We start from the raw sequence: 15085 nt of genomic DNA, 5'->3' as shown, positions 1-15085 counted from the left end.
GCTACTCCTCTAATAGTTTTTCTACTTGTTCGATTTGTTTGGCAATTGTGAATTGTTGAATGAATTGGCTAGCCTCATCGACATCAAAGTTTGAGGCAGAAGTCATGTAGTTCGTAATTGCCTGAGCTGCCTCTTGATTGCTCTCAATGATTTGTCCAAATCGTCCTTCTTGTGATAGTTCCTCAGCCCCTCCAACATCCGTAGAGACAAAAGGGATTCCAAGGCTCAAGGATTCCACATAAACACCAGGAAAACCTTCTTGTTTAGACATAGACAAGAGAACTTTCATCTGAGACAAATATTGATAAGGATTTTTTTGATAACCAAGGAAATGTACATGGTCCTCAAGCTCATACTCTTTGACTCGCTTTTTCAGTTCCTCTTCCATATCACCAGCACCTATAAAGTAAAGGTGATAGTTTTTCCCCTCTTGGTGTAATAATCGTATCACTTCCACCACACGGTCAGAACCCTTATTTTCCTCAATCCGTCCGATAGCACAGATACTTTGAGGCGCAATCTCGATATCAATCTTCTCTTGAGATTTTTCTAAAATAGTCTTAAAATCATATCCATTGTAGACCGTCTGTAATTTAGAATCATAATCTGGATAGACTTCCTTGATAGAATGACTGGTCTTTTTTGAAATTCCTACAATGATATCCGCATCATCCAACTGGCGTCTATGTGATTCCCTTTTGGAGCTATCCTTAAGAAATTCTTCGATACTTCCATGAATCCAAGAGATTTTCTTGACTTCTTTTCTTTTAGAAAACAACAGTGGTGGATTCATAATGGTAAAAGAAACTTCAACATCATAGTCATCTTTTACAAGCAAGCGACGAGTCAGCCTTGGAAAATAAATTCTCATTCTCCACAAAAAAGCTCGTAACCATCTAGCTTGGCGATAATCTTGAAGAGATTTTAAAATGCCTACATGCTTGGGAACAGATTCGTATCCCTTGTCAAAGTGCTCCATTTCAAGAATATCAATATCATACTTTTCTGGATCCAGATTTGAAACAATGGTAGACAGAATCTTTTCTGCACCGCCTCCGAGAGAAAAAGACCACATAAAAAATAAGATTTTTTTCTTAGCCACCATATTCTCCTTTGTATTCTGTATAAGACTTATCCATATCAGCGATGACAGCATCATGATGCGGCATCTGCTTGTCTGCTGGCGGAGGAGTCATATAATCGTCAAAAGCAGTGCTGAGATAGGCATCGTAGCCAACTGGAATAGGCATCTCTGTTCCTTCAAATGGTAAGAAAAGATTGTCTTCAAAAGATGCTATTGGATACTTGTTTCTCATGTAGCCAGGACCTGAGCATAATTCCGTAATTCCATCGCTCTCAGCTAGACTGTACTTGGTCATTTCTTTTTCAGCTTTTTTCCAAATGCGATAACGGAGAGATTTTGGAGTTAACCCCAGTAAAATACGGCTTCCCCACTTCATAAGTGCGCCATGCTTTTCTGGAATAGTTTGAGCACAAAAAAGAGAATAAATCAGTGCCCAACGAACCTGTTTTTTCCGCTCAGCTGGATTTTTAGGATAATAATCTAAAGGCAAAACATCCAAAGCCAAACCATGTGGCAAATCCAAATCTTGCTGGTAAGGTTTAATGCAGGTAGTTTCCTTGTCACGAATGGTAATAAAAAGATTACGGTCGACAAAATCCTTGTGACTCTTTGACAAGAAATAACGCTCATCTGCATAGCGAGGCCATAATTCTGCCAATTTTTCATAGTCCTTACGGGGCATAAAAAAGTCTAGGTCGTCATCCCAAGGAATAAAGCCCTTGTTTCGAAGGGCACCAATAGCACCCCCTCCACAGAGATAACAAAGTAAATCATGCTCCTTGCAAAAGGCAACAAAATATTCAGCCATCTCCAGACTACGAGCCTGAATTGCTTTTAAATCAGTCATATTGTTCATTTTTCTTTCTATCGTATCGTTTCATTATACCACAAATAAGGGATGAAAATCTATTAGAGACTGTAAAAAATCAAAGCCTGACTGCTAGATAAATAGCTATCAAACTTTGATTTTTCCTGTCTTATCTTATCTCAAACCCATCTGAGACAATTTATTCTGATATTTGTTTTGTTCGACAAGCAAGCCCAAGCCTCCATAAACATCATAGGCATCTACCCAGTCACCAAGTTCTGGAATCGTCAATTTTTCAATACCATTTTTTGCTCCATCCAAAACAGATAAACCGTTTGTTAGGAGGAAAGTATATGGTGCGTTGGTTGAGGTCATAGCAAAAACCTTTCCAAGAGCTTCAGAACCAGTGAAAAGTTTAGTAGGATCTTTAATTTGCTCTAAAATTGCTGTTAAAACTTGCTGCTGTCTTTTGGTACGGCCGTAATCCGCCTCATCATCATCACGGAAACGAGCATAATTGAGCAGGGTCGAGCCGTTCATCTGCTGTTTTCCGACTTTAATAGTCTGGGTTGGAGACTCAGTCTCAGTAGCGTGTAAATCATCTCCGACTGTAGCTTCTGTTAGTGGACGCCCATTCAATGTTGAAAATTGAGCATCAATTGTCACCCCATCAGGGAAAAGCGTGTCAATCGCTGTTGCAAAGGCCTGAAAATCAACCAAGGCATAGTACTTAATGTCCAAGTCAAAATTATCTTTCAAGACTTGACGAACCATTTCTGCCCCTTTTTGCCCCTCTTGTTCTCCTAACTCGTAGGCTACGTTTAACTTGTTATCCGTCTGTTTTCTACCGTTAATCACTTGACTGTAACCGTCTATATAAACCAAATTGTCACGCATGAAACTGACTAGCTTCATTTTCTTATCTGAGCCGCCAACATTTAATACCATAATAGAGTCTGTCCGCGTCTCAGCACTATTTTGACCAATTCGACCGTCCGTCCCCATGATCAAAATATTAACCCCGTCTCTAGTGTCCTGACCATTAAAGACTTGAACCTGTGCTGCCTTAGCATCAGCAGTTTTCTTTGCGCTAGCATCTTGGTAACCACGCAAAAACATGAATACCATGGCCAAAGCCACACAGACCAAAAGTGAAAAAATCACCATAAAAATGCGTTTAAGACGGAGCTTCCGTCTTTTCTTTTTGGGAGGAGCAGAAAGTGTTTGCGATTTGGATTGTGAGCGACTCCGGTTCGCATAGCTTGGTAAGTCAACCTGCTCTTCTCTTTCTTGTTCCAAGCTGGAACTACTATTTACCCTAGCAAGAGTTATCTTTTCTTGCAAATAGGCAAACTCATTTTTTTCTCTCTCATTGAGATAGTGAATATTTTTTAGCAAATAATCATAACGTAATTTTTCATGATGACTGAGAGGATTTTCTTTACTCATCTTCTCTCCTTTCCATGGTCTGATATTGGATAAATAGGATAGGCACCCAGAACCTTATACTGGATTCCAATCGCTTCTAGTTCTTTTTGGGCAAAGTGAACCAAGGATTTATCAGTATAGTCCACATCAATAATGAAAAAGTATTCGCCTAGCGCTGTCTTGAGTGGACGACTTTCAATTTTTGTTAAGTCAATTCCTCGCCAAGCAAAAGTAGAAAGGGCCTTGTAGAGTGCACCTGGAAGGTTGTCAGGTAAGGTCAGGGCAAAACTCATTTTTTTAGTTTGTGCTTGCAAGGGAATAGTAGGCGTTTCAGCTCCCAGAACCCAGAAACGTGTGAAATTGGCTTCCATTTCCTGAATATCCTCAGCAATCAGTTCCAAGCCATATTCCTCAGCAGAACTTCTAGGCGCAATAGCCGCAAAGTGTTGATCTGGATGTTCTGAAATAAAGCGGGCCGCATAAGCAGTACTAGCAGTCACCTCGATTTGGGCCTCTGGATACTGTTCATCGATGAATTTCTTACCTTGCGCCAAAGCCTGTGGATGAGAAAAAATCTTCTCAATCTTAGTGTGACCTGGAACCACCATCAACTGCTGATGAATAGGCTGAACGATTTCTGCAACTGCTTGAATGCGAGCCTGATGAAAAAGGTAGTCCAAGGTTTCATGAACACTACCCTCAATAGAATTTTCAACTGGCACCACAGAATAGTCCACCAATCCTTGCTCATAGGCCTTGATGACATCTGTAATATTGGCAAAGGCCTGCAATTCCTCATGAGGAAAAGCTGTCTGCACAACGTGATGTGAAAATGATCCCTTGGGACCTAGATAAGCAATTTTCATCTCAGTTCCTCTATAATTTCCTCTGGGCTTAACTTGGTCACATCCAAAATCCGACTAGCCACTTCCTCATACCAAACCTGTCTTTCTTGGAAAATAGCTACTAATTCTTCCTTGCTATTATTTAGAAAAAGCGGACGCTGATTGTCCTGATCAGCTGATATGCGTTGGTAGAGGGTTTCAAAATCTGCTTTCAGGTAGATATTATCTGCATTAGTCTTGAGTAAGTCACGATTTCTCTGAGAAATAACCACTCCTCCTCCAGTTGACACAACTTGGTCTCTTTGTAGTAAATCAGCTAGGACTTCTGACTCTACCTGTCGAAAGGCTGATTCTCCCTTTTCAGCAAAAAAATTCGCAATGGCCATACCTAGGCGCTTCTCAATCAGGGCATCCATATCAAGGTAATTAGGATCCAAGCCTCTTGCAATAGTCGATTTGCCAGCCCCCATAAATCCTAGTAACACCTTAGCCATGAATCAAGTTCTCCAAATCATCAAAGAAGCTAGGATAGCTGGTATTGATGGCTTCAGCACGGTCAAGTTCCACTTCTCCATCTGCAACCAAGAGAGATGCGATAGCTGTCATCATGCCGATACGATGGTCTCCAAAAGTATTGACTCTAGCACCGTGAAGGGCTGATTTTCCTTTGATAATCATCCCATCTGCCGTAGGAGTAATATCTACTCCCATACTATTTAAGGCGTCTGCCACAACCTGAATACGGTCTGTTTCCTTGACCTTGAGCTCCTCAGCATCCTTGATAACTGTAACACCTTGGGCTTGGGTCGCAAGCAGAGCAATAATGGGCAATTCATCAATCAAGCGTGGAATCAAGGCACCGCCAATCTCTGTTCCTTTGAGGTCTGAAGACTCAACAGTTAAGGTAGCAGATTTAGCGACTGGGTCAATTTCAGTTATTTCTAGTTTTCCACCCATGGCACGAATGACATCAATAATACCAGTACGCGTTTCATTGATACCCACATTCTGCAGCACGACACGAGAGTTTGGAACAATTAAACCTGCGACCAACCAAAAGGCTGCACTGGAAATATCTCCTGGAACAACCACCTTTTGTCCTGTCAGTTTTTGTGGCCCTTGGACTGTGATTTTCTTGCCGTCCACACTTAAATGGCCACCAAATTGTTGCAACATATCTTCAGTATGATTACGGGTGCACTCTTTTTCAATAATAACTGACTCCCCCTGAGCCTGCAAGGCCGCAAACATCAAGGCTGACTTAACCTGGGCAGATGCAATTGGCAACTCATAATAAATAGGTCTTAGGGTTTTCGTCCCTTTTAAATGAAGGGGAGGAAGGTCTCGCTCAGTTTGCCCTGAAATGCTAACGCCCATTTTTTTCAGTGGAATCGTCACACGATCCATAGGACGTTTGGAAAGACTATCATCGCCAAACATTTCTACTTCAAAGTCTGCACCAGCAAGAACACCTGAAATCAGGCGAATCGAGGTTCCAGAATTTCCCATATCAAGGGCATTTTGCGGAGCTTTTAAACCATCCATACCTACACCTTGAATGGTAATAACCCCATTTTTATCCTCAATCTCAACACCAAGGTCACGAAAAACTTGAATAGTTGAGAGCACGTCCTCGCCACGCAAAATATCATAAACCTTGGTCTCACCCTCAGCCAAACTTCCAAAGATAATGGAACGGTGGCTGATAGACTTGTCACCTGGAACGCGGATACTGCCATGTAAGTGGCGAATGTTTGTTTTTAGTTTCATACTGGACCTCATACTTGCAATACTTTTACCTATTTTATCATAAAAAGCCAGAAATTCCTTAAAAATTCCTGACTTTATGATAGTTATTTTCTTATTTTAGCAATTCTGAAACTGGTTCGAAAACAATTTTTTCAATGTCAGAAAGGTAAATGGCCAATTGTTGTTGCTTGGTAAAGAATTCTGACAAGAGGCTATTTCCTTGAATCTGTTTACCAAAGCCTTCCATTTTAGCTTGGAAGGAAGCATCTGGCATTTGACCTGTATGTGCTAGTTTTTGAATTTCCTCTTGAAAGGCAAGGTATTCTGTAAAGATTTTGCTTGCCTCAGCATCTGCTGCAATCGCATCCTTGGCTGCTTTGACAGCCTTGTATTCTGGCAATTCGCGTAGACCGCGACTGAGTTCGTTTGCACTATCGTAAATATTTGACATGATTTTCTCCTTATTTGATAACGACTGTGTAGTCGGTATTTTCTGTTATGAGGTGCTCGGCTCGTTCCAAGTCTTGAGCATTTTTAAATGAAATTTGTAGAATCCCGTGAATGTCCTCACGGTTTTCCTCGTTGATGTGGATGTTAACCAAGGAAGTTCCACGTAGCAGTTCCAAAATCCGCAAGATGACATCTTCTTCATCGGGAACATCGACATAGAGGTCATAAGAGCTATCCACACCACCACGCTTATGAATTTCCATAGCCTGACGTTGCTCACGTGCTTGATTGAAAAAGTTCCAAATCTGCTCCTCATCTCCCTTGCTGATGGCCTGACCAATCGCTTCCAACCGTTCCTTGAAATCCGCAATTCGATCCAAAATAGTTTCACGATTAGATAAGAGAATGGAAGTCCACATACCTGGCTCGCTTTCTGCAATTCGGGTCATATCTCGAAAGCCACCGGCCGCAAAGCGTCTTGCCATCTCATGATCTTGAGCATAGACCGCTGTCTGCTCCATGAGACTAGAAGCCAGAATATGAGGAAAATGGCTAATCTGAGAAGTGACACGGTCATGCTCCTTGGCATCAATCTCGATAAAACGAGCATGAAGACCTGAAAGCAGATTCTTCATTTCCTCAAGCGTGTCCTGACTTGTCAGGCTTGAAGGTGTGAAGATATAATAGGCATTTTCAAAGAGATTGACATCCGCAGAGGCAGCCCCTGTCTTGTGACTACCGGCCATGGGATGGGCCCCGACAAAGCGAACAGACTTGCCAGCCAAATAGTTCTCCGCTGCATCCACAATGGCTGACTTGGTCGAACCAGCATCTGAAATAATGACCCCTTCTTTCAAGTTCAAGTTAGCCAACTCCTTAATAAAGGAAATAGTTTGCTTTATTGGCAAGCTGAGAATGATGATATCTGCCAAAGGAGCAAAACTGGCAAAATCATCCGTTGCACGGTCAATCATGCCTTCTTTCAAGGCAATATCTCTCGAAGCTTGACTGCGATTATAACCTAAAATTTCATAATCTGGATGATCGCGTTTGATACCAAGTGCCATCGAGGCACCGATCAAACCAAGACCTGCGATATAGATTGTTTTTGCCATAGGAACTCCTTAATAGTTCTTTGTATAGTCTCGGTGTTTGGCTACCGCTTCTTTTAGTTCCTCGAGATTATCTGATGAGAATTTTTCAAGGATTTCTTGTGCCAGAACCGTTGCTACAACAGCTTCCATGACCACACCTGCTGCTGGAAGGGCGGTCGGATCACTTCTCTCCACAGTTGCCTTGTAGGGTTCATGGGTTTCGATATCCACACTCATAAGTGGTTTGTAGAGAGTAGGAATGGGCTTCATCACGCCTCGAACAACGATGGGTTGCCCATTAGTCATACCACCTTCAAAACCACCTAGATTATTGGTACGGCGAGTATAACCGTCTTCTTTAGACCAGAGAATTTCGTCCATAACTTGGCTACCTTTACGGTAACCAGCTTCAAAGCCAAGACCAAATTCCACCCCTTTAAAGGCATTGATAGAGACAACAGCTTGAGCCAATCTTGCATCCAATTTTCTATCCCATTGGACATAGGAACCAAGACCAACTGGAACACCTCCAACGACTGTCTCCACAACCCCACCGATGGTATCACCGTCACGTTTGATTTGGTCAATATAGTCCTTGATTTCCTGTTCTCTTTCTTGGTTGACAATAGAAACTTCAGACTGGGCGGCTCTTTTCTTAATCTCAGCAACTGTAAGATTCTCAGGAACGTCGATTTCCTTGCCACCAAAGACCACGACATGATTGGCAATCTCCATATCCAATTCAGCCAAGAGGCGTTTGGCTACTGCTCCTACTGCCACCCGCATGGTGGTTTCACGAGCTGATGAACGCTCCAAAGAATTTCGCAAATCGTCAAAACGGTACTTGATGCCCCCAACCAAATCGGCGTGACCGGGACGAGGATGGGTGATTTTTCGTTTGCTTTTAAGGCGGTCTTCAATGTCCTCCGCAGACATGATGTCCAGCCATTTTTGGTGATCCTTATTGATGACATCCATAGTAATAGGCGCCCCTGTCGTCTTCCCATGGCGAACGCCCGAAGTAAAGACAACCTGGTCATTCTCAATCTTCATACGACCACCACGACCGTAGCCACCCTGACGGCGTCTAAGGTCCTCATTGATATCCTCAGCTGTCAATGGAAGTCCAGCTGGAATTCCCTCAATAATAGCTGTTAGACGGGGGCCGTGTGATTCTCCTGCAGTTAAATATCTCATACACTCTCCTTATTTTACCAAGTAGTCTTTCATCTCTTCCAGAGAAACTGGATGAATGGTCGCTGAACCAAGCTCTGGCACCAAGACCAATTTCAAGGTGTTACCACGCGCTTTCTTGTCATGTGTCAAAGCCTGATAAAGCTTGTCAACTTCCCAATTTTCATAGTCAACAGGCAAGCCGAATTTCTGACACATCTCTGTGATAGATTGGGTAATGCCAGCTGGCATGAGACCCTTTTTCTCAGCAACCTTGGAAATCTGTACCATTCCCATGGCCACAGCTTCACCATGCATGACTTTTCCATAACCGGCAGTTGCTTCAATGGCATGGCCAATAGTATGGCCAAAATTGAGGTAAAGACGAACACCATTGTCTAACTCATCCTCAACCACCATCTTGCGCTTGACCTGACAAGAATGTTCAATCAAGATCTCTGCATGCTCCAAAATGCTCTCTACAGTACCATCTAGCTCCGTCAATAGAGTCCATAGTTCTGGATCCTCAATCAAGCCATACTTGATGACCTCCCCCATCCCTTCAATCAACTCTCTTTTTCCAAGTGTTTCAAGGACAAGCGGATCAATCAGAACCCCATCTGGTTGAGCAAAGGTGCCCACCATATTCTTAGCAAATGGAGTATTGACGCCTGTCTTTCCACCGATAGAAGAATCAACCTGGGCTGTCAAACTAGTCGGAATCTGAACAAAGTGAATACCCCGCATATAGGTAGAGGCTACAAAGCCAGCCAGATCCCCAACAACGCCACCACCAAGAGCCACGATTCCATCGCTACGAGTCAACCCCTGCTTAACTAGGAATTCATAGACTTTCTGAACAGTAGTCAAATTCTTTCTTTCTTCACCTTCTAAAAAGTCAAAAACAGCTACCTGAAAACCAGAATCTTCTAGGCTGAGCTTGACCTTCTCTGCATAAAGAGAAGCTACATGGTTATCTGTTACAATGACTACCTTTTGTGGTTGCCAGAATTCTCGCAACCATTGGCCAGCCTGAGCTAGACAACCTTTTTCAATCTGAATATCATAAGGATGATGAGGAATATCGATTCTGATTTTCATAGGAGAATCTCCTTTTCTTTATTGGTATTTTTCTGTTAAAGACTGCCAAATTTCTTTTGTCGGCATTTCCTTGCCTGTCCACAGTTGAAAAGCTTCTGCAGCCTGATAGAGCAACATCCCCAGACCATTGACGGCTGGATTGCCCTGACTTCTAGCCCATTTCAAAAATGGCGTTTCAAAAGGCTTGTAAATGATATCTGCTACTAAAAGAGTTTCTGATAGGACAATGCTTTCAGGAACTGGGGATGATTTACCATCCATGCCCACACTGGTGGCATTAACCAGCAACTCCGACTCAGCAATCCTTGATTGCAGTTCAGAAATATCTTCTAAAGCATACAAGTCCACTTTAAAGCCTGTCTGCTCCTGTAATTTGTCTAGGTAAGGTCTTGTTTTTTCCATAGAAACGGAACGAACAAAGACCGAAATCTGACGGACGCCGTCCAAAATAGCTTGTGCCAAAATGGACTTGGCCGCACCACCTGCACCCAGCAGGGTCATATTCTTACCTGTAATTGTAAAAGAAGGCAAGCTCTTAAAAAATCCCTTGCCATCTGTATTATATCCAATTAAATTGCCATTATGATTGACAACCGTATTGACCGCACCAATCAAGCGCGCTTCATCACTCAGTTCATCCAAATAAGGAATCACTTGCTCTTTATAGGGCATGGACAGGTTGATGCCAAACATCTGGTAGCGACGAATATTGGCCACTGTTTCTGCCAAGTCACTCGTTTCAATCTCCCAAGCCACATAAACACCATTGGTAGCTGTCGCCTCAAAGGCATTGTTGTGAATAAAGGGGGAAATAGAATGCTTAATAGGATTGGCAACAACGGCAGCTAAACGTGTATAGCCATCAAGCTTCATCCAAAATCTCCCTGATTTTTTTCATGTTGGCTAGAGAAATCTGACCAGGGGCACTAGCCTCATCCAGACTGGCAAAAGACCAACTCGAACCAGTCACATCCGCAGTGATACGAGAGACCTTGCCCACCTTTCCCATAGAAATGGTCACATATTCCTGTTCAGGATTGAGGGTTTTAAAGCCTCGTGTATAGTTCATCAAGTCTAAGACATCCTGCTCCGTGTGAGCCATCACCGCAACCTTAACAAGTTTTGGATTTAAGCTCGTCAACTCTGACAAGATTTCCATCATATTTTCAGGTGTTCCTTGGAAATTGTGGTAACTCAAAACAAGATTTGGGAAGTCCAGCATCTCCTCAAAAACATCCTTGTAGCTGTAGTACTCAAAATCAATATAGTCTGGTTGATAGAGTTGCGCCACTTCCTTGATTAGATGGATATATTCTTCTGGAGAAAGGTCGATTTCTCCCCCCTCAGAGCGAGTTCGTAGCGTGAAAACCAACTCACGACCTGCGAATTTTTCAAAAATAGCTGGAGCCACCTGCAAAATCGCTTCTTTAGGCAGATAGTCGGCACGCCATTCAATGATGTCGGCATCCAGGTACCTCGTGGCATCCAGAGCCTGGGCCTCCTCTAAACTTCTTGGCATTACTGAAACGATCAATTTCATTTACTAACCTTCATACTAATCACCTTGAGGTAATTACTACTTTCATCTTTTTTATTATAGGCAAAATCTGCTGGAAGACCGTATTTATTTAAAATCTGGTAACTTCTTCCTGCAAAGCCTTTATCAATTTGTTCTGTAAATTTCTGACGGGAAACATTGGCAGCATTGGTACTGGCAATGATAATCCCTCCCGGATTTAAAATCTCCAGACTCTGGGAAATCAACTTGTGATAATCCTTGGCCACAGAGAATGTTTGTTTTTTGTTCCGAGCGAAGCTAGGCGGATCTAGAACAATCACATCGTAGGTCAGGCCTTTTCTCTTAGCGTATTTGAAATATTCAAAGACATCCATAACCACAAAACGGTGGTCGTCTGTACTAATTCCATTTGCCTGAAAATGCGCTTGAGACAATTCTCGTGAACGCTTGGCTAGGTCAACCGAAGTTGTCTGGCTTGCTCCTCCCATGGCCGCAGCCACGGAAAAGGCAGCTGTATAAGAAAACATATTGAGCAAGGATTTATCCATAGCTAAACCATCAACCAAACTCCCACGAACCTCATGCTGGTCTAGGAAAATCCCTGTCATCAAGCCATCATTCATAAAGACTTGATACAGGACACCATTTTCCAAAACAGTGAAAAATTCAGGTGCTTCTTGACCATAAACATGGGCAGATTCATAGTCCAAACCCTTAAAACGGATCTTCTCATAGGTCCCTAAAACCTCAGGAAAAACCTGTCTAAAAGCTTCTGAGATAACCTTGCGAATCTGATAAACATAAGAGTTATACCAAGAAAAGACAGCATAGTCGCCATAAAGGTCCACTGTCAGACCCCCAAAGCCATCTCCCTCTTGGTTGAAGAGACGAAAGGCAGTTGTCAAATCATCTTGATAGTAGGCTCTTCTCTTTTCTTTAGCTTGTCTAAACAGCGTTTCAAAGAAAGCTTGATTGAAGGCCACCTTGTCCTTACTAACAAACCAGCCCAAGCCCTTGTTTTGCTGAGAAAGGTAGGCAGTCCCAAGAAAGGTGCCTTCTTGACGATAGACTTCTACTTCCTGATCCTTGAGATTGACATTCTCAAGATCACTAGCTTCTAGTAAAACTAGCCCCTTAGCGAGCTTCTTTTCAACCCTTTTGCTGACTCTTATTCTATTCATAACTACTATTATATCAAACTTTTAGCCAATTCTCAAAAAAGAAACTACCCTTGCTTTTTTACTCTTCTTTTAAAAAATGGTATACTAATACTAATAAAAAATTAGGAAGTAAATGTGTGAGAATTAATTTTAACAAAATCCAAAAAGCCATGGGTACCAGACTGGGTTTTGTCCTAACCCTTTTAATCCTCTATTGGCTCAAAACCTTATTAGCCTATACCGTTGACTTTAATTTAGATATTCAATTGGGCAAGTTGCAGGGAAATTACCTTGCCTTTATCGCCTTTTTCAACCCCCTTCCTCTAGGACTACTCCTGCTGGCTCTAGCCCTCTATGCTCGCTCAACCAAGATCTTTTATGGCCTGAGTATAGCTATTTATAGCCTTTTATTCATTTGGCTTTATTCCAATGTCTTTTACTATCGAGAATTTAGCGACTTTATCACGGCTAATACCATGAAAGTGGTCAGCAAGGTGTCTGTCGGCACTGCAGAACTAGAGTTACTGCGTCCTTGGGATTTCATCTATTTTATGGATTTCCCATTGCTGGCTTTCCTTTTCTATAAAAAATTCATCCCGCTGAATAGGAGACCCTTCAAATTCCGCTCCAGTGTTGCTATCACTGCTCTCTCAGCCCTGCTCTTTTCTGCTAATCTTTTCTTGGCAGAGATTGAGCGTCCCGATCTCCTGTCGCGAGGATTTTCTAATTATTATATTGTTCGTGCCCTTAGTTTGCCAGCCTTTTTAGGCTATAGTGCCAACCAATCCTATAGCGCTAATAAAGAACGGGCTAAGGCCTCTGAGACTGACCTTCAACCTATTACAGATTATATTCAAGAACATTCGGCTAAGCCCAATCCAGACTATTTTGGCCTGGCCAAAGGGAAAAATGTGATTTATCTCCACTTGGAGAGTTTCCAACAGTTCCTGCTTGACTATAAACTCAACATAGATGGAACTGAGCATGAAGTCACTCCCTTCCTAAATTCACTCTACCATTCGCAATCAACCCTAGCCTTTTCTAATATCTTTAACCAAGTCAAGGCTGGTAAAACCTCAGATGCAGAAACCATGCTGGAGACAGGTTTATTTGGCCTTGACCAAGGTTCCTTCATGGTCAACTACGGAGGTACCAATACCCAGCAGGCCGCACCTTTTATCCTATCAAAAAACGGCTATCAATCAAGTGCTATCTTTCACGGCAATATCGGGACCTTCTGGAATCGAAATACGACCTACAAACAATGGGGCTACCAATACTTCTTTGATGCTTCCTACTTCACCAAGCAAGACAGTAGCAATTCTTTCCAATATGGTTTAAATGATAAAATCATGATGAAAGATTCTATCCAATATCTGGAGCATTTACAGCAACCTTTTTATACTAAGTATATCACGGTGTCCAATCACTATCCCTATGCTAGCAATCTGACAGGCGATGAGCTTGGTTTCCCACTGGCTAAGACCAAAGATGAAACGATCAATGGCTACTTCCAAACAGCCAACTATCTGGATAGCGCTATCAAGGCCTTCTTTGACTATCTCAAAGAAAGTGGCCTCTATGAAAAATCCATCATCGTCATTTACGGAGACCATTATGGTATTTCCAACTCCCGCAATCCTGAGCTGGCACCCTTGATTGGAAAGACTTCTGAGAACTGGTCGAATTACGACAATGCCATGTTGCAACGAGTGCCTTTTATGGTGGTCATGCCTGGTTATGAAAAGGGGCAAATCATCAATACCTACGGTGGGCAAATCGATATCTTACCGACTCTCGAACACCTCCTTGGTATTGAGTCCAATTCCTTCCTTCAAGTTGGACAAGATCTCCTATCACCAGACCATCAAGAAATCGTTGCCTTTCGAACTGCCAATTCCTTCGTCACACCAAAATACACTAGTTATGACGGACGAACCTACTATACTGAAAGTGGTCTCGAAATCAGTAATCTTGATGAACAAACTCAGACTGAACTGGAAAGCGTTCGGCAGGCAGCCAGTCAACAGCTGAAAATCAGTGACCAGATTCAAACTGGCGATTTGATACGTTTTTACCAAAAAGATCATCTTGGAAAAGTTGATACTGAAAGTATTTCTTACCTCAATTCCTTGCCAGTTTTACAAAAGATTGAACAGGAAAAAGGTAGTCAATCAACCAGTCTCTTTAGCCAACGACAAGGTAAAACCAGTGCTGACCTTTTCAAGGCACCAAGTTACCAAGAACTTCACCCAGAGTCGGCAGAAACCGAATCAAAATCACAATCATAACCACCCGTCAAACGGGTGGTTTGTACCAGGGCTATAAGCCCAAATTACCAGCCAGCGCCTAAAGACGCTGGCTTTCACTTTGTTCAAGCCTCATTGCTCTTGACTCGTCACTTGCCTCTTAAAGAGGCTTTAGTATTACTTACCACTATCCCTAAAGGGATCCTCATATTCTTTTACACTCAATTTATCTAGTGCTATATCATGCTTTACTCGTTCTCAAATTTTCATACTCGTGAAGAAATCATCCACTGGATAATTTCTTTAATCTTGAATATATTTCTTAATTGTGGCTTCATTGAGTCCAACCGTACTCACATAATAACCTTCCGCCCCAAAATGCCGATCCCCAAACCTATACTTGAGGTTGGCGTGTTTGTCAAACA

The 15085-nt window shown here is 42.4% G+C and carries 14 protein-coding genes and 1 pseudogene; 1 reads left to right on the top strand and 14 read right to left on the bottom strand.

The window, feature by feature from the left end:
* Position 1: 1 nt before the first annotated feature.
* From HT685_RS04775 to HT685_RS04715, 13 genes are all read right to left on the bottom strand, one after another.
* Entirely contained in the window at positions 2-1105 is a 1104-nt protein-coding gene (locus tag HT685_RS04775) for a glycosyltransferase (protein ID WP_173226733.1), read from the bottom strand.
* The gene (locus HT685_RS04770) at positions 1095-1940 is read right to left on the bottom strand and encodes a phosphorylcholine transferase LicD (protein ID WP_205380490.1); all 846 of its coding nucleotides are present in this window, start codon (positions 1938-1940) and stop codon (positions 1095-1097) included. The genes HT685_RS04775 and HT685_RS04770 overlap by 11 nt, the downstream gene beginning before the upstream one ends.
* Positions 1941-2066: 126 nt before the next feature.
* On the bottom strand, positions 2067-3341 hold the full coding sequence (gene psr, locus HT685_RS04765; RefSeq protein ID WP_173226737.1) for a polyisoprenyl-teichoic acid--peptidoglycan teichoic acid transferase Psr: 1275 nt from the start codon (positions 3339-3341) through the stop codon (positions 2067-2069).
* Complete coding sequence (pheA, locus tag HT685_RS04760; RefSeq protein ID WP_173226739.1) at positions 3338-4186, bottom strand: prephenate dehydratase; 849 nt, start codon at positions 4184-4186, stop codon at positions 3338-3340. The genes psr and pheA overlap by 4 nt, the downstream gene beginning before the upstream one ends.
* A complete protein-coding gene (locus HT685_RS04755) occupies positions 4183-4659 on the bottom strand; it encodes a shikimate kinase (protein ID WP_173226741.1) in 477 nt (158 codons plus the stop codon). Before HT685_RS04755 ends, pheA begins: the two co-directional genes overlap by 4 nt.
* A complete protein-coding gene (gene aroA / locus HT685_RS04750; protein ID WP_173226743.1) occupies positions 4652-5935 on the bottom strand; it encodes a 3-phosphoshikimate 1-carboxyvinyltransferase in 1284 nt (427 codons plus the stop codon). Before aroA ends, HT685_RS04755 begins: the two co-directional genes overlap by 8 nt.
* 91 nt (positions 5936-6026) lie before the next feature.
* The gene (locus HT685_RS04745; protein WP_173226745.1) at positions 6027-6365 is read right to left on the bottom strand and encodes a YlbF/YmcA family competence regulator; all 339 of its coding nucleotides are present in this window, start codon (positions 6363-6365) and stop codon (positions 6027-6029) included.
* 10 nt (positions 6366-6375) lie between these two features.
* The gene (locus tag HT685_RS04740; protein WP_173226747.1) at positions 6376-7479 is read right to left on the bottom strand and encodes a prephenate dehydrogenase; all 1104 of its coding nucleotides are present in this window, start codon (positions 7477-7479) and stop codon (positions 6376-6378) included.
* 9 nt (positions 7480-7488) lie between these two features.
* Positions 7489-8655, bottom strand: coding sequence for a chorismate synthase (gene aroC, locus HT685_RS04735; RefSeq protein WP_173226749.1), 1167 nt, complete (start codon positions 8653-8655; stop codon positions 7489-7491).
* A 9-nt stretch (positions 8656-8664) separates the two neighbouring features.
* Positions 8665-9732 carry a 3-dehydroquinate synthase gene (gene aroB, locus HT685_RS04730; protein WP_173226751.1) on the bottom strand — a complete coding sequence of 356 codons (1068 nt, stop codon included), beginning with the start codon at positions 9730-9732 and terminating at the stop codon, positions 8665-8667.
* Positions 9733-9750: 18 nt separating this feature from the next.
* The gene (locus HT685_RS04725; protein ID WP_173226753.1) at positions 9751-10605 is read right to left on the bottom strand and encodes a shikimate dehydrogenase; all 855 of its coding nucleotides are present in this window, start codon (positions 10603-10605) and stop codon (positions 9751-9753) included.
* Positions 10595-11272: a type I 3-dehydroquinate dehydratase gene (aroD, locus tag HT685_RS04720; protein ID WP_173226755.1), complete on the bottom strand. Its 678-nt coding sequence runs from the start codon at positions 11270-11272 to the stop codon at positions 10595-10597. Before aroD ends, HT685_RS04725 begins: the two co-directional genes overlap by 11 nt.
* Positions 11269-12432 carry a class I SAM-dependent rRNA methyltransferase gene (locus HT685_RS04715; protein WP_173226757.1) on the bottom strand — a complete coding sequence of 388 codons (1164 nt, stop codon included), beginning with the start codon at positions 12430-12432 and terminating at the stop codon, positions 11269-11271. Before HT685_RS04715 ends, aroD begins: the two co-directional genes overlap by 4 nt.
* A gap of 149 nt (positions 12433-12581) precedes the next feature.
* On the opposite strand from HT685_RS04715, the gene HT685_RS04710 reads away from it, so the two are divergent.
* Positions 12582-14702, top strand: coding sequence for an LTA synthase family protein (locus HT685_RS04710; protein ID WP_173226765.1), 2121 nt, complete (start codon positions 12582-12584; stop codon positions 14700-14702).
* A gap of 135 nt (positions 14703-14837) precedes the next feature.
* Here the strand turns inward: HT685_RS04710 and HT685_RS04705 are convergent.
* Positions 14838-15085: pseudogene (locus tag HT685_RS04705) on the bottom strand (hypothetical protein); the annotation flags it as partial.

Origin of the sequence: Streptococcus sp. 5004 (assembly GCF_013276755.1) — a bacterium.
Lineage (GTDB): Bacteria > Bacillota > Bacilli > Lactobacillales > Streptococcaceae > Streptococcus.
The sequence above is the reverse complement of the archived record's forward strand: the minus strand, read 5'-3'. Positions and strand labels throughout refer to the sequence as shown.

Excerpts from the sequence above, each read along its gene's own strand:
- HT685_RS04745 (WP_173226745.1), bottom strand. The coding sequence starts at position 6,365 with ATGTCAAATATTTACGATAGTGCAAACGAACTCAGTCGCGGTCTACGC.
- pheA (WP_173226739.1), bottom strand. The coding sequence starts at position 4,186 with ATGAAAATTGCTTATCTAGGTCCCAAGGGATCATTTTCACATCACGTT.
- aroD (WP_173226755.1), bottom strand. The coding sequence starts at position 11,272 with ATGAAATTGATCGTTTCAGTAATGCCAAGAAGTTTAGAGGAGGCCCAG.
- aroB (WP_173226751.1), bottom strand. The coding sequence starts at position 9,732 with ATGAAAATCAGAATCGATATTCCTCATCATCCTTATGATATTCAGATT.
- HT685_RS04725 (WP_173226753.1), bottom strand. The coding sequence starts at position 10,605 with ATGAAGCTTGATGGCTATACACGTTTAGCTGCCGTTGTTGCCAATCCT.
- HT685_RS04740 (WP_173226747.1), bottom strand. The coding sequence starts at position 7,479 with ATGGCAAAAACAATCTATATCGCAGGTCTTGGTTTGATCGGTGCCTCG.
- HT685_RS04710 (WP_173226765.1), top strand. The coding sequence starts at position 12,582 with ATGGGTACCAGACTGGGTTTTGTCCTAACCCTTTTAATCCTCTATTGG.
- aroA (WP_173226743.1), bottom strand. The coding sequence starts at position 5,935 with ATGAAACTAAAAACAAACATTCGCCACTTACATGGCAGTATCCGCGTT.
- psr (WP_173226737.1), bottom strand. The coding sequence starts at position 3,341 with ATGAGTAAAGAAAATCCTCTCAGTCATCATGAAAAATTACGTTATGAT.
- HT685_RS04775 (WP_173226733.1), bottom strand. The coding sequence starts at position 1,105 with ATGGTGGCTAAGAAAAAAATCTTATTTTTTATGTGGTCTTTTTCTCTC.
- HT685_RS04770 (WP_205380490.1), bottom strand. The coding sequence starts at position 1,940 with ATGAACAATATGACTGATTTAAAAGCAATTCAGGCTCGTAGTCTGGAG.
- HT685_RS04755 (WP_173226741.1), bottom strand. The coding sequence starts at position 4,659 with ATGGCTAAGGTGTTACTAGGATTTATGGGGGCTGGCAAATCGACTATT.
- HT685_RS04715 (WP_173226757.1), bottom strand. The coding sequence starts at position 12,432 with ATGAATAGAATAAGAGTCAGCAAAAGGGTTGAAAAGAAGCTCGCTAAG.
- aroC (WP_173226749.1), bottom strand. The coding sequence starts at position 8,655 with ATGAGATATTTAACTGCAGGAGAATCACACGGCCCCCGTCTAACAGCT.